Below are 23,142 nucleotides of genomic sequence, written 5' to 3' on the forward strand. Positions count from 1 at the left end.
TCCTATATGCCTAGCAGTCTTGCTAGTAATGAATTGGCTACTCTTTCATCATTTGTCCCATGGATTAATACACGTCCTCCTTTAAAACAAACGATACGGTGTGTTTCATAGCGTATATGAATTAAAAAATCGTTCACTTCCACCTCACAAATAGAGGACAGACGCTCTTTTACATGCTGAAATGAAAGGTTTTCCAAATCCTTCGATATGATCTGAATGGTGTCACGCCCGCAAAGAATCGCTGTTTTTTTTCGCTGTTCATCTAAATATGGATACGTTCTATGTGTGCCGCAAGATGGACAGCTTTCCTGCTTCGTACGAGATACATCCATTTTAAACAAAGACGACTGCCACAAATCAAACGTGACAAACTTTCGCTCCATTTGCTCTTCATGCCCTGTTAAATATTTTAATGCCTCTGTTTGCTGATAAGCCGACACCATTTGGACAGCAGGAGAAATAATACCAGCTGTATCACATGTCAAACCCCCAACAGGCACTGAGGTAAACACACATGATAAGCAAGGTGTTTTGCCCGGCAAAATGGTCATATACATTCCCTGACTGCTCACACAGGCACCGTAAATCCAAGGCGTATTTGTTTCTAAAGATAAGTCATTCATCACCATTCTTGTCTCAAAATTATCAGTCGCATCAATGACGATATTTGCTTTTCGGAATAAAGGTCTTAACAGCTCTACTCCTGCATCTTCAATAATGGCGTGTATGGTCACTTCATGGTTGATCTCTTGGAGACGTTTTTTCGCCGCTGCCGCTTTTGGCACATGCATCTTTGCATCGTGTTCAGTGTACAGCTGCTGCCGCTGTAAATTTGAGAATTCGACATAATCACGATCTACAATCGTCAAAGTACCAATTCCAGATCGGACAAGCCCTTCAGCAGATGCTGTTCCAAGTGCACCAGCTCCAACAATAAGGACATGACTTTCGGCAAGCGCAGACTGCCCTTTTTCGCCTACCGGAGGGAACAAGATTTGCCTTGAATATCGCTCGTTCAATATTGTTCTCTCCTTCTCGTTTTTATGTATCATATCATACCGTTTTCAGGTAAATCGCTTCTTTTATTGATATTGTGAAATTCATTTGGTGCCACGTTCAGTTCGTCGGCTGGAACAACCTGGACGTGAAGTTTTTGTAATAAATCTTTGATAGCTAATTGATTCTCTTTTAAGCACGCAGAAATAAACGGAAGACTGCGGCGGTGATAAAGCGCAAATAACGGCTGTAATCTTTCCTGCACCATCGGGACCACAGCATCTACATGCTCATGGCAATAAGAAGATAAAGCGACGGCTGTCTCTTTTCGTATGAATGGCATATCACATGCCGTCACTAAATACCACTCTGCTTCTTGCTTTTGCATAGCGGTATATATGCCTGCAAGCGGGCCATACCCACGCACCTGTTCATCATCTAACCAAACAGCTTGTTCCCCTCTTGCTTTGAAAAAAGGCAGAAGCTTCGGGTGACTGATGATGATGGTTTCCCCTTTCAAAAGTTGCTCTTTCACATGTTCATATAGTGGTTTCCCCTGATAGACATGACTTGCCTTTGGCTCTCCAAAACGCCTAGAAGCACCTCCGGCTAGTATCACATTCACTATTCTCATCATCTCATCCCCTTTGATATGGTTGTTCTAATCGCACTCATTTCGCATACTTTATTGATAACATGAATAAGGAGGGTCTACCTATGAACCGGCGCCATGCTTCTCCCCTATTCCATGATCTGTCTCAAGAAAATCTATTTTTAAAAGCTGAAACGGCCAAATATCAACAGATGATTTCAGATTTACAGTCCACGTATACCTATGCTAAAAACAAGAAGCTATCTCAAGAATATCATGAGATGAAAAAGGATTTCACTCAATTAAAACAACAATTGGATGAAATGACCATTGACCAAGACGAAGCATCATCTAAAATACAAGATCTCTCTTATAGCAAATCGGAATTATTACATAAAATCGTCCTTCTTCATGAAATGCTGCAAAAGGAAACCTATCATAGACGAAAAGAAACAGAGGAAAAGCACCGATTGCATTTGAAGGTTGTAAAATATAAGGAAATGTCTCAGCAACTACAGGAGCGATTACTAGACCAAGATAAACAGCTTGCAAAAGAGGAGAAAAAAGGAAATACTTTATCCGCTGTGATTGAAAAACTGCAGCAAACTCTAGGCGATAAAAACGCAGAGCTTCATTTATTACAAGAAGGCGTCCGGCATCTACAGGAGCGTTTTTATGAAACACAAGAAAAATTACTGCAAATCGAAAAAGCAAAAGAAGCCATTTTTTATGAAACGCTCACGAGCTACCAAAAACAGTTGGCCGAAAGCGAGGAATGGATCGCTTCTCATTTTGCTGATATCGACCAGTCAGCCCAAACAAATGCCGAGCCGTTCTCACAAGACCCTATTTTACAAACAACCGAAGAAATAGGACCGATTTTGAAGAAACTAAACGAACAAGTAGAAACGCTCCAGGCAAAAGTTGATGCGGTGCAGCGGAGTGGAGAGGTCATGACAGTGAAGATCGATGGATTTAAAAAACAGCGCGACAACATGCCCAAAGAACGAAAGATTGTCTATACAGTTGATCAAAAAAAGTGATTCATTCATCACGTACGCAAGAAAAAACTGCTGGCATTTACGCCCAGCAGTTTCTTTTTTATTTATTCGTCTTCTGTTTGAATGTCGCCTTCTAAAATATACTGTCCGCGATAAGGTTTCTTCACTTCTGGGTACATTTTAATTAAGCTTTGCATAAACGTTGTCATATTTGGAATTTCAAGACCGCTCTCTTTTTCAATCTCTTTTTGAAGTTCAGAGCTTTTAATCGCCGCATTATGACGCTTTAATGTTTTGATTGCAGCTTCACGAAGCTTAGCTGCCTTTGATCCAGGTCTAGCTGTGCCTCTTCTGCGTCTTGTAGATCCTTCAGGAATACCTACAGGTGCACCATTTAGCTGACCTGTTCCTAAAGATGATGTAACGTTTGACTGCGTTTGCGCAGGCTGATTGTAGCTTCTCATTTCTTGTGCAGCCAGCTCAGCTAATACAGGCAGTGAATCTGTTTTTCTCTCTGTACGTACTTCTTTTTTTGTATCTGTGACGAGACCTGTACCTTGACGGTCTAATTCTCTTAGTTTTGCGTAAATCGCATCTCGTTCAATTTGATATTCACGGATGACCTTTACTTCTGCTTCATTTAATTGTTCCAATCGTAAACGTAACGCTTCCCTCTCATTAAACAATGGATTTCCCCCTCATCATATAAAAAATATTCTATAGTAAATATTAGATTAGAAAACTAATTTTATCAACTATTTTTTTATCATTTTACAGTTTGCTATCAGATAGGTATTTCCAACTAAAATTTTGCCAAAGAAGAAAAATCGGCACCCATTTCATTGCCACTATAGGCTTTTGACCACCTTTAAAATATTGTAAAAATTTTGAATAAATGCTTATACTACTTGATTTATATAGTTATTTACCAAACTGAAATTTCTTTTGTGCAAAAACGTTCTGAATAGTAAAAAGTTAAAATCTTTACATTTTCATTTCAAAATAAAAATGTAAATAGGTCATAATACCTTTTTATTTTAGGAAATTTTTTTAATGAAATCCCTCATTTTCTCTTTTCTTAGGCATTCCACCTACAATCATATTCATCCAGTGCAATATGTCTCCTATTTTTCCCCATGAAAAAACCCCCATTCATGGGGGGAAAGCCTATTCTGCAGCCTTTTCAGACTCAGAAAGAACTCGATTGACACGTTTTTCAAGCATTTTCATACCGCTTCCGCCAGCTTGGAAGTGGCGTAAAGCACCTGTTTTATCGAATACATAGTAAGCTGGTACATATTCGTTCTCAAATGCTTCTGTTAATTTATGGTCGCTGTCTACAAAGATTGGCTGAGTGATTTCATGCTCATTTGCAACCTCTTTGATTTTTTCTAGATCAAGGTCATCCTCTGAACGTGGCATGTGAACTGCGATCACGTTTAGTTGATCTTTGTATTCATCACGGAATTGGTTCACTTGCGGCATCGCCTCTTTACAAAGGTGACAGCTAACTGACCAGAAGTGGATCAATGTTGGTTTATCACCAATTAATTCTTCTCTTGTTACTTCTCCATTTAACCATTCTTTTGCACCAGTTAGTTCTGGCATTGGTTGACGTAATTTCATTTTGAAGCGCCTCCATCCATTGTATGTCTCGAAACAAAAAAGTCTAACATCAGTTAGACCCCAGCATGTAGACAAACCCTCGCATTCTTTTTCGGTCCTGCGTGCTGGTGCTCACGGAATGTCACATTCGCTTCGCGCCAGTACTCGTTCTTCCTAGACTTCAAAGGTTTTTTATCACGCTGAAAAGAAGACAAAGGGCTAAAATCAAGTTCATTTTAGCCCTTTGTCAACAATCTGAAGGTCTAACACCCGTTAGACTGTTTCTTCAACTATCAATTAAAGTGTTTTTTGACCAGGTTTCCAGTTCGCTGGGCAAAGTCCACCAGTTTGTAATGCTTGAAGAACACGTAGTGTCTCATCTACATCACGACCGATATTGTTGTGGAATACTGTTTGATATTGAAGTTCGCCTTCTGGATTAATGATGAATAGACCACGAAGTGCAATTCCTTCTTCTTCAATTAAAACACCGTATTCTCTAGATACTGTGTGGTTTGTGTCAGCAGCTAGTGGATATTTTAATTCACCAAGACCATTGTCTTTACGATCTGTGTTGATCCAAGCAAGATGCGTATGGATTGTATCAGTAGATACACCAATGATTTCTGCATCTAAATCTTCAAACTCATCATAACGATCGCTCATTGCTGTAATTTCAGTTGGACAAACAAAAGTGAAATCCATTGGATAGAAGAAAAGAACTGTCCATTTGTCATTCTTGATGTTTTCCTCTAAACTCACTTTACCAAATTCCTTATTAGCAAGTACTGCTTCCATTTCAAAACGTGGAGCTTGTTTTCCTACAAAACGCTCTGCCATATGTAAATCCCTCCAAAAATAATATCTTTATACAGACTTCTTAGCTGTATATAAAATGAGAATCAACAGGTTGAATTCTCATTTAGTTAATAACTTCACAAATATAATTATAATACTTAAGCGATTTTTAGTCAATATTAATTAATAATAAATTTAATTAACGATTTGTCACAATCTCTCGCTCCAACTATTAAAAGTTTAACATGACTTGCTTAAGGGAACAAATGATTAGCTTCTCATTTCGCACATACATAGAAAGGTTTTGAAGATCATGAAAGCACTTGAACAAGTAGATTGGGTTTCCATCATCATGAATATCAGTATGATTTTGCTAAAACTCATTGCTATTTTTGTGATTTATTTTATCATCAGAGCGATTGGAAATAAGATGATTAAGCGTGCCTATTCAGCATTCTCTGAGAAGCACGATGTCTCTTTATCACGAGCTCAAACGCTGCAAAGTCTTACCTTAAATATTTTCGCCTACTTGCTGATTTTTATTCTAGTTGTGATGATCCTCGACTTATTTCATTATAACCCAACCGCCTTGCTGGCTGGCGCAGGTGTTGTAGGACTTGCCATTGGATTTGGCGCTCAGGGATTGGTGAGTGATATTGTGACAGGCTTCTTCATACTGCTGGAAAAACAATTTGATGTCGGCGAGTATATAACGGTTGCTGGTTTCGATGGGATCGTTGAACAAATTGGACTGAGAACAACACAGCTTCGAAGCTTTGATGGCACTCTTCATTTCATTCCGAACCGAAGTATACTGAATGTAAGCAATCATTCACGAGGGACGATGCAGGCACTCGTTGATATCGAATTATCCCCAGATGAAAATGTGGATCAGATGATCACCACTTTGCAAGCAGCCTGTGATGAAGTTCGTGAGAGCATGCCGCAAATCATTGAAGGTCCTCAAGTCGTTGGAGTGGAATCATTTGGCTCCTCATCCCTCGTCCTTCGTATCATTGCAAAAACTGAAACGATGGAGCAGTGGCGTGTCGAACGAATTCTACGCAAAAAAATGAAAGAAGCACTCGATCTAGCCAAAGAGCAAAAAGAACCAGGATCATAATATCCTGGTTCTTTTTTGTTAGTTTTATTGAACACGCTGTTCTACTTCTTGACAAATTTCATCAGCCGTCATACCTGACGCTGTAATGACAGATGCCTTTGTCGTTGTGTCTGAAATGCCAAGAACATTTGAATCTAGTCCTGTGACCACATAGCAGTCACACTGATCCATTTGCTGTTCATTTTGAATACGTACGACATCATACCCTTTTTGCTTCAAAAGCTCTTCTACATCGGATAAAGATGGTTCTACACCAATTCTTGTCATAATCAAGAACACCTCCTGTTCATAAGGTGTACAGGAGACCATTTGATTATTCATTCACCTGCTTGCTTTTTAAAATAAGCTGTCATGACGTTTACAGCTGTTTCAATCGCATTTTCGTCAGGCGTGAGTTTTGCATGGTGCAGACCATATTCTGAATCTACCCCTAGCCAAAACATGAACCCAGGGTATTTTTTCAGCATGTAGCCGAAATCTTCTCCTGTCATCGCTTCTCTGCATTCAATGACATTCGCAAGACCTTCTTCGGCTACATATGACATAAATTCCTCTGTCAAATCCTTTGAATTGTCCACTTCGTAATAAGATGAAGGGTATCGAACTGTCGCCTTGCATTCGTAGCCAATTTCAATTCCCTTTGCCAGTGCTTCAATTCGTTTTCTCACCTTTTCCATAGACTCTGGCGAGAGCGTGCGAATGGTTCCATCAAGCTTTGCATGCTGCGCAATGATATTTTGAGCAGTGCCACCTGTAATCGTGCCAACTGTAATGACGGCACTATCAAGAGGGTCCACATTTCGTGAAATCACCGATTGCAGCTGCCCTACTAGTGCACTTGCAGCCACCACCATATCATTTGCTAAATGAGGGTATGCGGCATGCCCGCCTTTTCCTTCAAGATCGATCACAAGCTCACTCGTATTAGCAAATAATAGGCCCGGCTTTGTTGCAATCGTGCCGACTGGATATTCAGGTGCAATATGCAGCGCTGTAATAAAGTCTGGCGTCCACTTTTTTAGAACATCACTTGTAAGCATTGGTTCAGCTCCGCCTGGCCCTTCTTCTGCCGGTTGGAAAATAAATAGCAGATCTTCTTTGATTGGCTGATACACGAAATGATCAATGATACCAAGCGCAATGGTCATATGAAGATCATGTCCACATGCATGCATGTGGCCTTCATGTACCGATTGAAATGGATAGCCCGTTTCTTCAGGGATAGATAATCCGTCCATATCTGCACGATACGCAAAGACGCGCGTAGGATTTGTCCCTTTTACTTTCACAAAAAGTCCAGTCCGCCATGTTTCCATCTCGATTCGATCTGTTGGGTACGATTCGAGATGCTTGATGAGGTAAGCTTGTGTTTTAAATTCCTTAAAACCAAGCTCAGGAATTTGGTGCAAATCTCTTCGAATGGATATTAATTGCTCACGATTTAACAAGTGAACTCGCTTCCTTTCCTCTATACGAATAAGACGTGGATATATCATCCACGTCTTCAGCTGCGAATTGTGTCAATTAAAGCTGACGCAGTTCTTGTTTGATTTCAGTTTTACCTTTTGTTTTTTCATCAATGTCTTTGATTTTCTTTGCAGGTGTACCTGCTACAACCGTGTAAGGCTCGACATCGTTCACAACGATCGCTCCAGCTGCTACAACTGCACCTTTCCCAATCGTCACACCTTCTAAAACAACAGCGTTTGCACCAATGACAACATCATCTTCTACTACAACTGGCTTAGCAGAAGGCGGCTCAATAACACCTGCAAGAACAGATCCCGCACCGATATGACAGTTCTTACCTACTGTCGCACGGCCGCCAAGAACAACGTTCATATCAATCATCGTACCTTCACCGATGACTGAACCGATATTAATAGATGCACCCATCATGATGACTGCATTATCGCCAATTTCCACTTGATCACGAATGATTGCACCTGGCTCAATACGTGCTTTGATGTTTTTCAAATCCAACATAGGAATCGCAGAGTTACGACGGTCATTTTCCACGACAACATCTTCAATTTTGTCTTTGTTTGATGCTAGAGCTTCTTGAATTTCGCTCCACTCACCGAAGACAACACCAGTGTTACCTGTGATAAATGTTTTTGCATGTTCACCAAATTCAATACCTTCTAAGTCCCCTTTAATATAGACTTTCACAGGTGTTGATTTTGTACTATTTTGAATAAATGAAATAATTTCATTAGCGTCCATTTGTTTCATGTATGTATGTCCTCCTCTTAATTTATACTTCATTACTGTACCAAAGGAGAGTTTTAATGACAAGTGAAAGAATCGTCTGCGCCTTGGCAAATAAAACAAGCGGGCCTCTTTATCCCGCTTCTTGCTGGTGAAGATGAACAAATTGTTTACCAAAAGAAATCAATTCCTCTTCCTCGTTTCCTTCTGGATTCAGCTCAATTTTGATGGATGGCAGGACGATATCACCGCCCAGCTCCTTCACTTTTTCTTCAATTAAATCCACAGCTCCGCAAAAATGTTCATAAGATGTATCTCCAGAACCGAATACAGCAAATGCTTTACCCGTCAAATCAAGCTCTTCCATTTCCTCATATAGATCAATAAAATCATCTGGAAGATCACCATCTCCCCAAGTATATGCACCTAACAGAATGTGCGAGTAATCATGAAGGAGTTCAGCATCAATATCCATCGCTTCATGCCGATCCACGCTAGCCCCAGCTTCCTTTAATCCTTTTTCGATTAAATCAGCCATTGCTTCTGTATTTCCTGACATTGTGGCATACACCAATAAAACTTTTTTCGTCACTTTTTCTTCCTCCTTATTAATGAATCAGTGCAGGTTCCTCATAAGGCCTGACAAACTTACTTTCATATAAACCCGCACAGAAAAAATTCTCCTTTTGATTGGCGACACGAAAACCGTGCCCTTTGATCGTATCAAACCATTTGAGCTCTTTTTGCTCTATATCAAGCTGATACACTTTAGAAAATCCATGCTCGTCCTGTGAGGTGGTCACATACACAATGCCGTTATCCTCTGACACATCCAAAAATGATTCCTCTCGCGCAAAAGCTTGTGATTGAATATCATGCAGCATATTTGTATGTAGGTCTAAAATTTGAACAGATCCTCTTTTCCCTTTTTTAGAGCCCAACGCGCAGACAAGGAGGTGTTCTCCGCAAAGCAACATAGAAGCAGTCATTCGGTGCTCTTCTCTGTTTAGGAGAAAAACCTGTTCACTTTGGAAGTCATACACCCATATTCCTCCATGCACCTCATGAATCTGTGTTCCAATATAAAGATAATCGCCGGCTACACATAATGAGCGAATCACAGGGGGATGATTTACATGAGCAAATGGCTTCATAATTTCCCAGGAAATTCCGAAATCGGTTGACACATAAATACTATGCTTTCCATGTGCGCATACAAACCCATCTTTGCGTCCTGTAATAGACCAAACAACTGCATTTGTCGGAAAAGATGATAGCGCCCATGTGTGGCCCTCATCTCCTGATCGTATGACAGTTCCATTTTCACCAACTCCGAACAAATACGGACCAATATAACTGATAGCGTGGATTTTATGCTTGAGCTTAAAAAGCTGCTGCCATCCACCCTCCACACTGTAATGGAAAATACCTTCTCGTTTGACAGCAACAAAGTAGCCGCCACTTTTAGACGCAGCAACAGCTGTCGCACCTTTATGAAACATGATTTTCAACTCTTTTCTCAGACAATGATGCCCACGTTAAAAAACTCGTTGCAAACTCCTCACAGCACGCCACATCTTCATCTGTATCTGGCGCAAGTTCCATTTTCAATGTTTCAGGAAATACCGATGCACCTGTCGATTTCAGCATGTCATGAAAGGTATGAACAGCCTCGCAAAACTTCGGATAACTGTAATCGCCTGATCCAAATACCGCCGCTTTGATGTGAGAAAGTTCAAGGGCTGAGACCTCTTCATAAAAATCTTCAGCTTCATAAGGTAAATCACCATCACCCCATGTGTAAGAGCCGATCATGACATAATCGTATGAAGAAAGATCTTCTGCGCTTGTGTCGTCAAATTCCATCATCTCTGTCTCTATCCCTTTTCCTTCAAGCGTTTGTTTTAAGATCGCTGCCATATCTTCCGTATTGCCAGACATACTCGCAAATGCAATTAGTGCTTTCATCTATTGGTCACCTCATCTAAATGATAATCATTTTCAATTATTATATGTACACTTTAAATGATAATGATTTTCATTGTCAAATGTTTTATGAAAAGGTGCTGTTCAAAATACACATGACGTACATCAAAAAACCGCTCATTCCAATTGGAAGGCGGCTTTAATTGATCATCACTCTATCTCTTTGTGATGTACTCTTTTTTTATTTCTGAATAAAATATGGACCGCAATCGGTTTCGTGCGTCATCACAAATGTCCAATTTTCTTCCCAATCCATGACATACAGATCGCTATAGTCCATGTGTCCGTCTGTATATGGCAATTCCTTCACTGACAGGTCAGCGGCGTTTTCAAACAGATACGCTTCTTGAGTAAATTGATAAAAAAGAGTACATGTATGCTTTGATTGCTGATGAAAGGCGTTGATCGCTGCCTCTTTTTCAAGGCATTCAACTTTTCCCCAGCTACATAAGTGCCATAGGAAGCCATCCATCCCAATCTCTTTTTGTTCTTCTAAAGAAAGATGACTTGCAAAACGTCCACGCCATCTCTCGCGTAAATAAGTTCCCCACTTCGGTATATCCGTCTTCTTTTTTCGTTGATTTCTCATCATTTCTTCCAGCTTTCTGTTTTTTCAGTATGAAACAGGTAAATCTATTAGAAACCTAATCAAACTACTTATCCTAAAAAAGCACCTCCTCTTCCAGAAGTACTTACACTGCCTCACTTTCAAGCATTTCTTTCACCACACCAACAAATGCTTGAACTTGTTTTAACTGAAAAGAGGCTTCATATCCTAACAGCCACGTGTCACGTCCGATTTGCTCTCCATTTGCGTCTACGAGCGGGGTTTTGTGTACGCTTTTCTCATGATCATATAGGGTGACCGAAGGCAAAATGGCGTAGCCGATACCGTGATAGGCCATTTGTTTACATGTCTCAATCTGGTCCACAAGAATCGTCTGTTTTGGCGACACTTTAAACTTTTGATGCCACCAGTGCTGAATTTCTTGATAATAGGTGCTATCACTTTTAAATTGAATAAACGGGCGTTCTGTCTCAATTAACTCATCCACGTCCTTGATGACAGAATCGACTAAATATAAATGATCGGTCATTAAGTATTCCTTTGTGCCCTTCCAATCAGGATTCCCGCGAATGATGCCGATGTGGACATGGTCTTCATACAGACTTTTAAGCATCTCACTGCTCCAGCCTGTCACAAGAGATACTTTGGCATTTGGGTATTTCTCGACATACCGCTTCAACACCTTTGGCAGCCAGTGCTGACCAATAATGGACGCAACTGCAAGCTTGAGTGTACCGTGAATGTCTCCTTCAAGCTCGTCAATTCTCTCTCGCACTCGATCCTGCTCAGTCGTGACCTCTTTGGCGAATTGAATAATCTGTTCGCCGGCTGAAGTGACTGTCAAGCCTTTTTGTGAACGAAAAAAGATTTTGGTTCCCCACTCTTTTTCAATCGTTTGCAGCCTTTGAGATAAGGCAGGCTGAGAGACAAAGAGCCGCTCTGAAGCCTTTCTCATATTCAATTCCTCACTAAGTACAACAAGCATATGTAACTCTTGAAGCTGCATGGGCGCCCTCCTTCTCTCGATAAGTTTTTCTTATTTTATATAGTCATTATATAAATAATAGCTTATGAAGGCAAAAAAAATAAGCTGGGCTGCAGCTCATTTTTTTGCGGAATGAATGACTTCATTTAAGCGCTTTAATACAACACGCCGAGTGAAAATCCCTTCGAATACTTGCTCTTCATTTTCCACACAAACAAATCCATTATTCGTCACAGCGTGAACACCTTTTAAAACAGGATCGGTCGTTTTCAGTCTTGGAATATCTGATAGCATGACCTCTTCTACCTTCAATTGGTCGAGCTTTTCAAATTCAATTCGTTCTAAGCCAAAGATTTTATCCATAATCATATTTGTTCCAATTAACCCATGAAGGTGATAAGAAGCATCCAGAACAGGGATGGCTGTATATCCTGTTTTTGTCAGGACCAATAGGGCGTGTTCAAGATTATTTCCAATTTGAACGTGTGCCACTTTATCTGCATCAATCATATGCTCAGCTACTGTTGACTCAAGTAATTGAGCCGGTTCTATCTCTATCATGTTTCTTCGACCCCTTTTCTCTCAATCATCAATCATACATTCCCCTTTAACATTAAGCATAAACTAAAACGAATTTTGTCGAAAGATTTTTTTCTGCATAAAAAAGATACTCAGCGTAGAGTATCTAATAGAATGTTCAATCGATATTAATTCTCAAACCTTACTCTGTCATACAATGTGATCAATTTCTTATACGTATTGTCGTCGACATTTTTTGTTCCACATTCTATATCATTGATCTCACTGCTTAGTAATTCGACAGCATATTCCTGATTCAGTAATACGTTTAATAATAGCTTTTTCTCTTCTTCATTAAAACGATTTTCGATGACGCTCATTCAACATCAGGCCCCTGTTTCATATATGCTTTTATATTGATTAGCAGGCGTTTGAATGTCTGCTTCCTCTCTATACAGCTAGAATAAGGAACTAGAATCGAATCGTCAACCGCACGTTTCGACAACGTTTGGAGAAAAATGACGGAATTTATTTTGTGTATCGATTGGCGTAGCAAAATGCTGCGTATGAGTCGGGTTTTATTTTTGCTTCAATTCCCATGGCTGTGATCATTCCGGTCATTTCCTGGATCAGCTCTTTTGTACTTCCTTTTTTGCCAATATCTAGATGGACTTCAAAACGAAGGTCTGCCCCTTCCTCAGCAAACGGAAGAAGCAAATCCATCAGTTCTGTTAAAGGTCCCTCAAGGATGTCTGCACATACCTTTTGGCTAAACGCTGTCTCTAATGAAATTTTTTCTCTAAGACTTTGTACAGGCCGATTCAACACTTGCTGCGTGAGACAGCCCCAAGCTCCTTTGCCGATCCGGTGAAGATGAATGGCAGTCATAAATGTTGTGACATTCTGATTGACCTGAGAGTCCGTACCAATTGATAGTACATAAACAGATCTCGGGTCTTTTTGAATAAAGTCTTTCATTCTCATGACAACATCAGAAAACGCTAAATGCTCTTCAGAAAGATTAAAGAAAAAAGAATCACTCACAGAAAGGAACTCCTTTTTAATGGTCTCTTATCCGAATATTGCACTGAATGATCATCTTCCATTTGTTCATCACTTATGAAGTGTATGCTTCCGCAATCAACGAAGGAATTCTTAGAAAAAACATTTCATACGATTCAGCTTAGGATTGTAGAAGCTCAAAAATCTCAATCGAAATCATATCAATGTTGTCAAATGGGAAAGTGTTTGGCTTATCCCCTTGTTGGAAAACAGTCAATTCAAACGTTTGATTCTTTTCGAAATACTTAACACTACAGATTTTCTCACCGTTCACTTCGAAATAACGCTGTGCCGGCTCGTTTGCAGCTTCTGCTGTCTCTTGAAGACTTTGCAGCCTTGTAATGATACCCATTAATTGTGACATTCTAAAAAAAGACTCCTTTCAAAAAAACAACTCAAGATGAACCCGTATTGATTATACACAAGTCCTACAAAGCATCATACCATAAAGTGTTCTCAGATGATATTTTTCCTCTTGAATTCAAAAAAAGAAAAAGAATCTGTTTTTTTATTTTGAGTCTTTTTTCTTATCTCATGCATCTTGTTTTTTATAAACCGGCCGATCTCATCAGGCGTTTCGCAATTTCGTCAAAATCTTCTTTTGAAATACCTGGAGCAAACTCTTCCGGCAAATCTCTATAATCTGGCACGGGTGCACCTTTTGGCGTGCCCTCAATAACTGTCAGCGGCTTTCCATCAATCGGATGGTTTCCTTTCCAAATTTGATTGATATCCTTATAATCCGTATCACTAAATGTATACAGTTTTGTATGAACATTCTGATCTTCAAACTTTCTTGCAGAGTCAAAGTATTTATTGTCGAGATTTGGAATTGGCAGCATCTTCCCAACATCTACCCCTGTCGCTACCTCAAGGGCTTTTGCATACGCCACAACATGTACGCCGCCTCTGACAAGTAAATAACCGATCATTTCTCTTGCCGTAGGGTGATCCGTCATTTCATATACGCGCATTTTATGCGTACGAGCTCCGCACTCTAGGAAGAAGTTATGAAGAAGATCCAGAATCAGATTACCACTTGAGAACACATTCTCACCTGTCCACGGCTTTGCCATGGAGTCAAACGGATAGCCTGTTTGTGCCGTTTGGATAAAATGCTGCGTATTTCGTTTATCAACAGCCGCTTTCATCGGGGTCGTATCTGGATCGCCCCCATGAGTGGTTCCCGTAATCATGAGATTGACTGCAGTTGTCACAAGCTCTACATGACCGAATTCTTCAGCTGTAATACTTGATACAAGATCATAAAATGGTTTGAGCTTTCGTTTCCCTCTAAAGTTAAACGATTGAAACATGTAGTTATTTAATGTGGACATTTCACCAAATTTTCCGCCGAGTAATTCTTGCACAGCCGCTGCACCATTTGCATCTGGGTGATCTGGCATTGGTAAATCAATCAGCAGCCGCTTGTCACGTTTGATCATGACTTTTCCCTCCTACTGTCTAACTATCATCATTTAAGGTGTATGGATGAATTGGGATGTCCTATGCATGAAGGGAATGATTGGCGCACAAAAAAACTTGGCGGGGGTAGCGCCAAGTTTTTTGGATCTTGATCTGATAGAGGGGTTGGGGAACAGAGAGTAGCTTCTCTCTATAACTAAATGATAATGATTATCAGTTTCATTGTCAACCATTTTTTCTATCTTTTTTCTAATAAAAAAACAGCCATGACGGCTGCTTTTAAATTAATCCTTCCTGCTCATATAGATAAGCATACGGAAGATCTACAAACAAATACACGTCTCCCTCTAACGGATAAGAAAACGTACGTATTCGTTCTCCAGTTTCTAAATCACTGTAGATATCGCTGAAAAATCCTTTTCCGCTAATTCTCATTTGAAGAATATTCGCTAGAAAATAAGGGCGCCAGCTCCAGTTTTTCTCTATATACTCTGGCTGAAACAGCCATTCTTTCTCTTTCTTAAACACATTCCCAGTGATTTGAAACCCTTCTTCATTACACATATAAATGCGAAAGCTGCAATCGGTTAGTTCATGTGCCAGTTTTTGTATAAGTTCATCATTTGTGCTGCATGATTTTTTTAACGTACTGACGGCTTGATGTATTCGCTTATAAAAGGTTTCAGAATGTTCATAGACAGCTTGGAGTTTCTTTTTCTCATGGGCAATGAATTGCTGAAATTCTTCTTTAAGCTGTTCTTTTCGTTTGTTACGGTCAATTAATTGTGCCGCAGGCTCGTGAAGGTAGAAGCCTTGAAAATATCTTCCGCCATTTCTCCATGCATATTGCAGCTGAAAATTCGCTTCAATGTCTTCATAGATTAAAGCCGCTCCTATTTTTCTTGCAAGCAGTGAAATGCTGTATAACACATATTCATAGGAAGGAGATGGAGACGAAGCTCTTAAAGCCTGTAGATCTATTTTTAATAGATCAGGTGAAAGCAGAGCAATCCGGTCAAGATTGCTGCTTTCTTTTCCTATATTAGATACGGCGATTTTGATCCCATATGTACGATAATACGTTAACGTATGGTAAAGCTGTTCAATGTCGCCGCTAAACGTATGTTCAGTAATTTCAATGACAAACCGGCTAAGCTGAATACCCTTTGCTTCATATTCTTTTAAAAGTTCTAAAAAACTTTCGCCATGATCAAGCATGAGGACGTTCGCATCATGATTAATAAAGATGAGCAAATCTTCATCTGCGGTTGTGAAGAGATCAAGCGCTTGACTTAATACTTTGTGATCTACTTCCAATTTATATTCGTCAGGAATAGATGAATCCGTAAAGAAGGAGCCTAGACTAACTGTTCCCGACTCAAGCTTCATTCTTCCAAGAATCTCATAGCCTATCACTTTTTGTTCCTCCGCACTGAAGATTGCTTGATAGTGAGGGAAAACATCTTCAATATTCGTTAAAATATCCAATGGATCGACCATATTCATCACCTGCTTCTCTCTTTGTGTGATTATACCATATCAAAAGCAGGTCTTACACGGTCATTCAAAATGGTGATTGGTTGAGCCATTGCCCCCCATCCATCGTGATACAATCTCCATTAATATACGATGCATGCTCAGATAATAAGAAACTCGCAAGTTCTGCAATTTCTTCTGGTGTGCCAAGTCTACCGAGCGGAACACTATCTAATGTTCTTTGGGCAGCCTCTTCAGATTCCCACAGTTTATCAGCACCACCTGTTCTTTCAATGGGCCCCGGCGCAATGGCATTTACGCGAATGCGATATTGCTTTCCCCATTCGACTGCAAGCGTTCGGGTAAGTGATAGTACGCCTGCTTTTGCGGCTGCTGAATGCGCTACACCAACACCAGCCCCCCATGCATATGTGGCGACCATGTTGATCATACTTCCGCTTTTCTTTTGACGAATCCAATAGTTGCCCACTGCATGGCTGCAAAAAAAGGTGCCATTTAGCACAATATCAATGACCGCTTTCCAGCCGTTAGGAGACAGTTTTTCTGCTGGAACTAAAAAGTTGCCTGCTGCGTTATTGATGAGTGCATCCACATCACCAAATGTATCTACTGCAAACTTCACCATTTGATCAGCATCTTCTGGATCTCGCACGTCCATTTGAAAATAAGCGATCGAACCACCTTGCTGTTTGATTTCATTTGCCGTTGTTTCAAGGGTCTCTTCTGTTCTTCCAGTAATCAAAACATTCCAGCCCCCGAGTGCCAAATGAGTCGCCATCGCCTTTCCCATTCCGCTTGATCCCCCTGTGACAATCACTGTTTGCTTCGTCATTTGTTCTCCCCCTTTGTGTGTTTTGAATGACTATTCATTCATTATCCGTCTATCATATCATGATTTCCCCTCCATGCACCATATGGGAGATTCATCAAAAATCATGCTATACTTAATTTTATTTTTAAAGGAGACTTATATGAAGCAACTTTCCCGCAGGCAGTTTTTAAAAGGAGCAGCTGGTGCGAGTATTCTCGGACTTTTGGCGACCACATCCGGTTATGGCTATGCTCGGTACATTGAGCCGCGCATGATCGACGCCGTATCACTCACTATTCATGATGCTCAGCTACCGGCTTCGTTTAACCAGTTTAAAATTGCTCAATTTAGTGATGTTCATTTAAGTGATACATTTCCGGCAAAAGATTTAGAGACTGTTGTCCAAAAGATCAACGATGAATCTCCAGATCTCATTGTGTTTACAGGTGACCTTGTTGATTTTGAAGCATCGATTGAAGAACATGAAAAAGCCAAAGCCTCTTTGTCTAAGCTTGATGCTCCGTTTGGAAAGTTTGCCATATGCGGAAATCATGACTACGGACCATTTGGCATTGATCTATATGAGGAAACGATGAAAGCTTGCGGTTTTACATTATGTAAAAATGAAGTATTTCACTTAGAAAAAGAAGGCGGACGCATACAGATTGCTACACTGGATGATCTCATGATGAGTATGCCTGATTACCATTTCATTAAACGAGAAGTCTCTTCTGATCTCTTTACGTTATTGCTTGTGCATGAGCCTGATGCCGCACTAGAGCTTGAAACAATACCTATTAACTTGCAGCTTTCTGGGCATACGCATGGTGGTCAAATACAGCTTCCTTTCTATGGACCGATTCTCACAGCACCTTTTGGGCGTACATATGTCGAAGGCTTATACGGTAGTTATCAGCACCGTATCTATGTCAACCGCGGGCTTGGGACAACTAGACTGCCGCTTCGGTTTTTAGCCAAACCTGAAATCACTTTTTTCACCTTAACATCTCACGTGTAAAGAGAAGCCAAATCACCTTTTCCTGCATATGTATAAACAAAGATCATTCTCATGACAAATGTTAGGAGAAACCTTACTGGGCCTGATCCCGTCCATATAGTATATGTGAGGCGGGGATCATGGCTTCTTTTATTTGAGTAAAAGGAGTGTGCTTTCGTGCTGCGATACACGGTAAAAAGTGGAGAAACACTTGCTTCTATAGCACTTGATTTTCGAACAACGACAGATGCTTTAAAGGCTGCAAATCCGTCACTTCAAGCCCGCGAGCCAGAACAAAATGAAGTCATCATCATCCCTGGGTTACCGGATCCTAACACGATCCCTTACCGCATATCTGTGTCAATTTCAGCGAAACGTCTCGTGCTGTTTTCTGGATCACAACTCTTGCGATCATACCCGATTGCAACCGGCAGAATATTAAACATGACACCGACAGGTTCTTATTATATTGTCAACAGACAGCCAAACCCAGGAGGTCCCTTTGGCGCCTATTGGCTGAGCCTTTCAAAAGTTCATTATGGCATCCATGGAACGAATAACCCGTCTTCAATTGGTAAAGCTGTGTCTAGAGGGTGCATTCGCATGTACAATCAGAATGTCATCGAACTTGCTTCAATTGTTCCAAATGGAACACCTGTGACCATTAGCCAGTAGGAGAAATCAATTGTACGAATGGTTAAAATTTTATATGATAGAAAGTGGGATCTTCAGGTTAAGGAGCGTATTTATGGATATTTTTAAAAACAGAAATTTTGTTCGTCTCTTTTTTGCAGCACTTGCCTCGCAAATGGGGACAACAGTAGGCAATATGGCGTTTGCCTTTTATTTGCTCGACCATTTTAGTCATCAGCCCGCTTACGCCACTTTAGCAGAGCTAATGTATTCACTGCCTACGATCTTTGTCTTTTTTATGGTCGGTGTGGTCGCAGACCGTTTTGATCGTAAAAAAGTCGCAGAGAATTGTGATTGGATACGAGCTGGGCTGACGATCGTTTTATTTATCGTCATTTATTTTAATTCACTGCCGCTTATTTTCTTGATCTTGTTTATACGAAGTGCCATTACGAAGTTCTTCTATCCAGCTGAAGCCTCTCTCGTTCAGGCCATTTTAAATAAAGATCAATATGCAAAAGCTGCTGGTTTAAATCAGATGCTGTTTAGTTTGTTTATGGTATTTGGTGTTGGAATAGGTGCCATTATGTATAAAACGATTGGACTTCACGGTGCCATTACCATTGATTTGCTCAGTTTTATTATTTCCGGTATTCTCATTCGATCATGCAATATTCCAATTGAAGCACGACAGCCTAATGGACAAGCAGGCTGGAAAGGCATGACCGTTAAAACGTCTCTAAAAGATTTTAAAGAAGGCATTCTCTATATTTTAAAAAATAAATTATTGGCTTCTTTAATTTTTGGCTTTTTTGTTTTTGGTCTTGTGAATGGCGCATTTGCCGTTCTTCCGATGTTTACAATGAAATACGGTCTTTCACCGGACCATTTTGAACTGCATACATCCTTTTTTACGATCGCAATCGGTGCCGGACTTCTAGTTGGAAGCTTACTTGGCTCTATTCTTGCGAAAAAGGTAAAGATGCAATATCTCATGTCGATTCCAATTCTAGTTGCAGGTATTTTAATTTTTGTCCTTGGTTCTACCCATACATTATGGTTATTTTATGTCACATCATTTGTCATTGGTACATGTATTGGTCCAGTCAACATTGTCATTGGAGGCTGGCTCCCAAGAATTGTTCACCCTCGTCTGATGGGACGCGTATCAGGGTGGGTTGATCCGCTCACCATGTTTGCACAATCAATGACGCTAGGTTTAATTGCCGTGTTATTTCCAAAGCTCATCACCAATGTTTCTTACATTTATTACGGAATGGGTATTATTATTTTACTCGTCTTCCTTTTTTACTTCATTACACTGCCAAAGTTCAGCAGAGAAGCTGCTGACTTAGATGTACAGCGTGAATTAAAAGGTCAGGGAGTACAATAGATGAAGCAAAAAGGGCTAAAATAATGTTTATTTTAGCCCTTTTTCTTCTTTTCAGCGTGATAGAAAACCTTTGCAGTCTAGGAAGGACGAGTACTGGCGCGGAGCGAATTTCACATTCGTGAGCACCAGCACGCAGGACTGACAAAGAATGCGAGGGTTTGACTACACGCTGAGGACTTTCTTCTATAGAAAGTCCTTTTTTCATGGAAGTAACAAGATAAACGACGATTATTTTTTCTGCTCATCGAAATGATTTGAAGCAAAATGAACGATTCTATCGACTGTATAAATGCTGATAAATAAGATGATAAAAAGAAGAAAAGGATGAATCGGCCGATCATCTACCATGTACACAATGCCTCCAACGACAAAAGCGACCAATAAAGGCGTTAAAATATCTTTCAATCTAAACCGTCCTTTCTGTTCTTATTGACTTTGCTCTTCTTATCTTACAACCAATTTCCTTTTTATGAAATAAAAGGAATGTGTATAAATGCAACATTTTTAATAAAAATTCTTTACAATATTGGAAGTTTTATAGTAATATAGTCAGGTTGGAGGTGAGGGGTATGCTAAAAAGCTATTATTTTATTCATACAAAAAATGATCAAGGACAATACGTTGTACATACAGAAGACTGCGCATTTTTAGGTGATGCAGCAAGTCGTACATTGATTGGTCTACACATGAACAGTGAAAGCGCCATGGATGAAGCCAAAAAAATGACGAGTGAAACTGATTTTAACGGCTGTTTTTACTGTGCTTATTCTAGCCATACGAAATAGTCCATGTTTTTAAGCCATATGTTCGACTTTGATTGTCTTGCATATGGTAGATTTTACACGATGAACCATCTATACATTGATAAACTACCCATTGATTCAAATAGGTAGTTATCTTGTTATGATAGTTCACTTCGTATACATTTCACTACATCCTCTAATGATCGAAAACAAACGATCTTTTAACTTATGCACCCCTACTGCATCTTCTACCAATGCTCAGCCAATTCATACCACTTGAATATTTAACATAATGGTATGCTTTTCATCTAAAACAGCGAGACATTCATCATAAAAGTGATAGAAAGATGTGTCGACCTCTTCAAATTTCAGCAAAGTTTCAACATCATGATTTTTGGCTATTTTAAATAATAACCATGTAATCTTATTGCTTTTTACAATAAGTCTATTTGCAATTTACTAATAAAAACGTATAATTTATACTAAGCACAGGAAGACGAAAGACAAAGGAGAGAAAAAATGGACGATTATGCTCATACTAAAGACATAGAACCTACAGCAGAAAACATCGCAAAAGCCATTTATACTGTTAACCGCCATGCTAAAACCGCACCAAATCCCAAGTTTCTTTATCTTTTGAAAAAACGTGCGCTGCAAAAACTATTGCAAGAAGGTAAAGGAAGAAAAGTGGGCCTACATTTCTCTAACAATCCCAGATATAGTCAACAACAGTCCGACGTGCTGATTGAAATCGGAGATTATTATTTTCATCTGCCACCAACTAAAGAAGACTTCGAATTTTTGCCACACTTAGGAAATTTAAATCAATCATATCGCAATCCGAAAGCGAATATGTCATTAAATCGAGCGAAACAAATACTTCAAACGTATGTCGGTTTAAAAGAAAAACCTGCCGCCACAAAACAAAAATCACATTATACAAAACCCGTCTTCAAACGGCTCGGGGAAAGTTATTTTTAAACAGAAAAAACCACTCAATGAGAGTGGTTTTTCTGTTTATGGACAAAGGGCTAAAATGTTGTTTATTTTAGCTCTTTGTCTTCTTTTCAGCGTGATAGAAAACCTTTGCAGCTCTAGGAAGGACGAGTACTGGCGCGGAGCGAATTTGACATTCGTGAGCACCAGCACGCAGGACTGACAAAGAATGCGAGGGTTTGTCTACACGCTGAAAAACCACTCAAAGCGAGTGGTTTTTTCTTTAGATAATAAAATGATCTACTTTTTCAATCAGCTGATGAATTTCTGGTTTACTAATTTGATCATCTGCACCGATGGTTTCCCCTTTATGACGCAGATCGTCCGTAATTAATGAAGAGAAAATGAGAATTGGAATGGACTGTGTTAAAGGATTGTCCTTCAGCAGTTTTGTTAATCGATGTCCATCCATTTTTGGCATTTCTATATCTGTAATAATCATATCAATTTCTTCTGTCACACTAATGCCTTTACTGACAAGATCCATGACATGGTCATATGCTTGTTTCCCATCTTCAAAGGTCACAATGTTTTTATAGCCTGCCTCGGTTAATTCATTTGTTAATAAGCGCATAAGAAGCGGAGAATCTTCAACAACATACAGCTTCTTCCCTGTTCTTCTCTCGTCTTTCTCACCGTCAAACATATGATATGTGTCTACGCCAGATGCGGATTCAATATCATAGATGATTTTTTCGTAATCTGGAAGGAAAATCATTTTCTCGTCAAGCTTAATGATCCCTGTTAAATGACGATCCATTCCTTGATTGAGTGCAGTTGGTTTTTCAATCTCTTCCCAGCTGACGCGGTGAATTTGTGATACCGTTCCTGTATGGAACACAAATTTCCGTTGGTTGAATTCAGTCACAATGTATTTCTCTTGTTCTGACTGATCTGACTCGACATTAAAAAAGGAAAATAGATTGATGACTGGTAAAATCTCGCCTCGTAAACTAATCATCCCTTCTACATCTTGGTGAGAGTGCGGTACAACTGTCACCTCAACTGGCTGAATAATTTCTCTTACTTTCATGACGTTAATGCCGAATTGATTTGAACCAATTTCAAACTTCACAATTTCCAATTCATTAGTACCAGAGTCAAGTAAAATTTCTTGTTTGTTTAAAGCCACGGAAATCCCTCTATTCTTCAATATAAGATTGTACTTTTTATATCGGCAGCATGGGTAAAAAGTTGACGT

29 protein-coding genes are annotated in these 23,142 nt (G+C 39.8%); 7 read left to right on the forward strand and 22 right to left on the reverse strand.

Annotated features, from left to right (window positions below; all coding sequences use genetic code 11):
- Positions 1 to 2: 2 nt before the first annotated feature.
- Together KFQ09_RS02720 and KFQ09_RS02725 are read right to left on the reverse strand one after the other, a co-directional pair.
- Positions 3 to 1,019 carry a MoeB/ThiF family adenylyltransferase gene (locus KFQ09_RS02720; protein WP_008345168.1) on the reverse strand — a complete coding sequence of 339 codons (1,017 nt, stop codon included), beginning with the start codon at positions 1,017 to 1,019 and terminating at the stop codon, positions 3 to 5.
- A gap of 29 nt (positions 1,020 to 1,048) precedes the next feature.
- Positions 1,049 to 1,630 (reverse strand): molybdenum cofactor guanylyltransferase, encoded by a 582-nt coding sequence (locus tag KFQ09_RS02725; protein WP_019743805.1) that lies wholly within the window; start codon positions 1,628 to 1,630, stop codon positions 1,049 to 1,051.
- An 83-nt stretch (positions 1,631 to 1,713) separates the two neighbouring features.
- Between KFQ09_RS02725 and KFQ09_RS02730 the strand changes: the two genes are divergently transcribed.
- The gene (locus tag KFQ09_RS02730; protein ID WP_008345172.1) at positions 1,714 to 2,631 is read left to right on the forward strand and encodes a coiled-coil domain-containing protein; all 918 of its coding nucleotides are present in this window, start codon (positions 1,714 to 1,716) and stop codon (positions 2,629 to 2,631) included.
- Positions 2,632 to 2,693: 62 nt separating this feature from the next.
- Here KFQ09_RS02730 and KFQ09_RS02735 read toward each other — a convergent pair whose 3' ends face one another.
- The 3 genes from KFQ09_RS02735 to ahpA form a co-directional block, all read right to left on the reverse strand.
- Positions 2,694 to 3,275, reverse strand: a complete 582-nt coding sequence (locus KFQ09_RS02735) for a Rok-like winged helix domain-containing protein (protein ID WP_007498648.1) — start codon at positions 3,273 to 3,275, stop codon at positions 2,694 to 2,696.
- Between the two features lie 481 nt (positions 3,276 to 3,756).
- Positions 3,757 to 4,215, reverse strand: coding sequence for a TlpA disulfide reductase family protein (locus tag KFQ09_RS02740; RefSeq protein ID WP_008345174.1), 459 nt, complete (start codon positions 4,213 to 4,215; stop codon positions 3,757 to 3,759).
- Between the two features lie 276 nt (positions 4,216 to 4,491).
- Positions 4,492 to 5,034, reverse strand: coding sequence for a biofilm-specific peroxidase AhpA (gene ahpA / locus KFQ09_RS02745; RefSeq protein ID WP_007498654.1), 543 nt, complete (start codon positions 5,032 to 5,034; stop codon positions 4,492 to 4,494).
- 271 nt (positions 5,035 to 5,305) lie between these two features.
- Here ahpA and KFQ09_RS02750 point away from each other — a divergent pair, with 271 nt between their 5' ends.
- A complete protein-coding gene (locus tag KFQ09_RS02750) occupies positions 5,306 to 6,115 on the forward strand; it encodes a mechanosensitive ion channel family protein (RefSeq protein WP_008347975.1) in 810 nt (269 codons plus the stop codon).
- A 24-nt stretch (positions 6,116 to 6,139) separates the two neighbouring features.
- On the opposite strand, the gene KFQ09_RS02755 is transcribed toward KFQ09_RS02750, so the two are convergent.
- The 15 genes from KFQ09_RS02755 to fadH all read right to left on the reverse strand — a co-directional run bounded on the left by KFQ09_RS02755 (position 6,140) and on the right by fadH (position 17,200).
- Positions 6,140 to 6,382, reverse strand: a complete 243-nt coding sequence (locus KFQ09_RS02755; protein ID WP_003211408.1) for a YkuS family protein — start codon at positions 6,380 to 6,382, stop codon at positions 6,140 to 6,142.
- Positions 6,383 to 6,432: 50 nt separating this feature from the next.
- Positions 6,433 to 7,611 (reverse strand): N-acetyldiaminopimelate deacetylase, encoded by a 1,179-nt coding sequence (locus KFQ09_RS02760; RefSeq protein ID WP_255836008.1) that lies wholly within the window; start codon positions 7,609 to 7,611, stop codon positions 6,433 to 6,435.
- Between the two features lie 28 nt (positions 7,612 to 7,639).
- Positions 7,640 to 8,350 carry a 2,3,4,5-tetrahydropyridine-2,6-dicarboxylate N-acetyltransferase gene (gene dapD, locus KFQ09_RS02765; protein ID WP_008347987.1) on the reverse strand — a complete coding sequence of 237 codons (711 nt, stop codon included), beginning with the start codon at positions 8,348 to 8,350 and terminating at the stop codon, positions 7,640 to 7,642.
- Between the two features lie 109 nt (positions 8,351 to 8,459).
- Complete coding sequence (locus tag KFQ09_RS02770; protein WP_051057902.1) at positions 8,460 to 8,885, reverse strand: flavodoxin; 426 nt, start codon at positions 8,883 to 8,885, stop codon at positions 8,460 to 8,462.
- Between the two features lie 49 nt (positions 8,886 to 8,934).
- Positions 8,935 to 9,828, reverse strand: a complete 894-nt coding sequence (locus KFQ09_RS02775) for a hypothetical protein (RefSeq protein ID WP_025207261.1) — start codon at positions 9,826 to 9,828, stop codon at positions 8,935 to 8,937.
- Positions 9,818 to 10,294 (reverse strand): flavodoxin, encoded by a 477-nt coding sequence (locus KFQ09_RS02780; protein WP_008347992.1) that lies wholly within the window; start codon positions 10,292 to 10,294, stop codon positions 9,818 to 9,820. The genes KFQ09_RS02775 and KFQ09_RS02780 overlap by 11 nt, the downstream gene beginning before the upstream one ends.
- A 199-nt stretch (positions 10,295 to 10,493) precedes the next feature.
- On the reverse strand, positions 10,494 to 10,901 hold the full coding sequence (locus tag KFQ09_RS02785; RefSeq protein ID WP_017367152.1) for a DUF4275 family protein: 408 nt from the start codon (positions 10,899 to 10,901) through the stop codon (positions 10,494 to 10,496).
- Positions 10,902 to 11,004: 103 nt separating this feature from the next.
- Positions 11,005 to 11,886 carry a transcriptional regulator CcpC gene (locus KFQ09_RS02790; protein WP_007498669.1) on the reverse strand — a complete coding sequence of 294 codons (882 nt, stop codon included), beginning with the start codon at positions 11,884 to 11,886 and terminating at the stop codon, positions 11,005 to 11,007.
- Between the two features lie 96 nt (positions 11,887 to 11,982).
- A complete protein-coding gene (gene cbpB, locus KFQ09_RS02795; RefSeq protein WP_007498671.1) occupies positions 11,983 to 12,426 on the reverse strand; it encodes a cyclic-di-AMP-binding protein CbpB in 444 nt (147 codons plus the stop codon).
- A gap of 146 nt (positions 12,427 to 12,572) precedes the next feature.
- Positions 12,573 to 12,764, reverse strand: a complete 192-nt coding sequence (gene abbA, locus KFQ09_RS02800) for an antirepressor AbbA (RefSeq protein ID WP_008347999.1) — start codon at positions 12,762 to 12,764, stop codon at positions 12,573 to 12,575.
- 148 nt (positions 12,765 to 12,912) lie between these two features.
- Entirely contained in the window at positions 12,913 to 13,428 is a 516-nt protein-coding gene (locus tag KFQ09_RS02805; protein WP_008348001.1) for a ribonuclease H-like YkuK family protein, read from the reverse strand.
- 139 nt (positions 13,429 to 13,567) lie between these two features.
- Positions 13,568 to 13,810, reverse strand: a complete 243-nt coding sequence (locus KFQ09_RS02810; RefSeq protein WP_003212254.1) for a YkuJ family protein — start codon at positions 13,808 to 13,810, stop codon at positions 13,568 to 13,570.
- A gap of 184 nt (positions 13,811 to 13,994) precedes the next feature.
- Entirely contained in the window at positions 13,995 to 14,891 is an 897-nt protein-coding gene (locus tag KFQ09_RS02815; protein WP_007498675.1) for a manganese catalase family protein, read from the reverse strand.
- 259 nt (positions 14,892 to 15,150) lie between these two features.
- A complete protein-coding gene (locus KFQ09_RS02820; protein ID WP_076822023.1) occupies positions 15,151 to 16,371 on the reverse strand; it encodes an EAL domain-containing protein in 1,221 nt (406 codons plus the stop codon).
- Positions 16,372 to 16,435: 64 nt separating this feature from the next.
- Complete coding sequence (gene fadH / locus KFQ09_RS02825; protein ID WP_056704822.1) at positions 16,436 to 17,200, reverse strand: 2,4-dienoyl-CoA reductase; 765 nt, start codon at positions 17,198 to 17,200, stop codon at positions 16,436 to 16,438.
- A 139-nt stretch (positions 17,201 to 17,339) separates the two neighbouring features.
- Between fadH and KFQ09_RS02830 the strand changes: the two genes are divergently transcribed.
- The 3 genes from KFQ09_RS02830 to KFQ09_RS02840 all read left to right on the forward strand — a co-directional run bounded on the left by KFQ09_RS02830 (position 17,340) and on the right by KFQ09_RS02840 (position 20,202).
- Complete coding sequence (locus KFQ09_RS02830) at positions 17,340 to 18,197, forward strand: metallophosphoesterase (RefSeq protein WP_144625928.1); 858 nt, start codon at positions 17,340 to 17,342, stop codon at positions 18,195 to 18,197.
- Positions 18,198 to 18,353: 156 nt separating this feature from the next.
- Positions 18,354 to 18,851: a L,D-transpeptidase family protein gene (locus tag KFQ09_RS02835; RefSeq protein ID WP_008348009.1), complete on the forward strand. Its 498-nt coding sequence runs from the start codon at positions 18,354 to 18,356 to the stop codon at positions 18,849 to 18,851.
- A gap of 73 nt (positions 18,852 to 18,924) precedes the next feature.
- On the forward strand, positions 18,925 to 20,202 hold the full coding sequence (locus KFQ09_RS02840) for an MFS transporter (RefSeq protein WP_255836009.1): 1,278 nt from the start codon (positions 18,925 to 18,927) through the stop codon (positions 20,200 to 20,202).
- A 228-nt stretch (positions 20,203 to 20,430) separates the two neighbouring features.
- Here KFQ09_RS02840 and KFQ09_RS02845 read toward each other — a convergent pair whose 3' ends face one another.
- Positions 20,431 to 20,607: a hypothetical protein gene (locus KFQ09_RS02845; RefSeq protein ID WP_164071261.1), complete on the reverse strand. Its 177-nt coding sequence runs from the start codon at positions 20,605 to 20,607 to the stop codon at positions 20,431 to 20,433.
- A gap of 164 nt (positions 20,608 to 20,771) precedes the next feature.
- Here KFQ09_RS02845 and KFQ09_RS02850 point away from each other — a divergent pair, with 164 nt between their 5' ends.
- Complete coding sequence (locus KFQ09_RS02850) at positions 20,772 to 20,987, forward strand: hypothetical protein (RefSeq protein WP_008348016.1); 216 nt, start codon at positions 20,772 to 20,774, stop codon at positions 20,985 to 20,987.
- Positions 20,988 to 21,464: 477 nt separating this feature from the next.
- Complete coding sequence (locus KFQ09_RS02855) at positions 21,465 to 21,926, forward strand: YkyB family protein (protein ID WP_007498684.1); 462 nt, start codon at positions 21,465 to 21,467, stop codon at positions 21,924 to 21,926.
- A 238-nt stretch (positions 21,927 to 22,164) separates the two neighbouring features.
- Here the strand turns inward: KFQ09_RS02855 and KFQ09_RS02860 are convergent, their stop codons facing one another.
- Positions 22,165 to 23,073 carry a chemotaxis protein gene (locus KFQ09_RS02860; protein WP_008348035.1) on the reverse strand — a complete coding sequence of 303 codons (909 nt, stop codon included), beginning with the start codon at positions 23,071 to 23,073 and terminating at the stop codon, positions 22,165 to 22,167.
- Positions 23,074 to 23,142 lie beyond the last annotated feature (69 nt).

This window comes from Bacillus sp. FS02 (genome assembly GCF_024398395.1).
GTDB lineage: Bacteria > Bacillota > Bacilli > Bacillales > Bacillaceae > Bacillus > Bacillus altitudinis.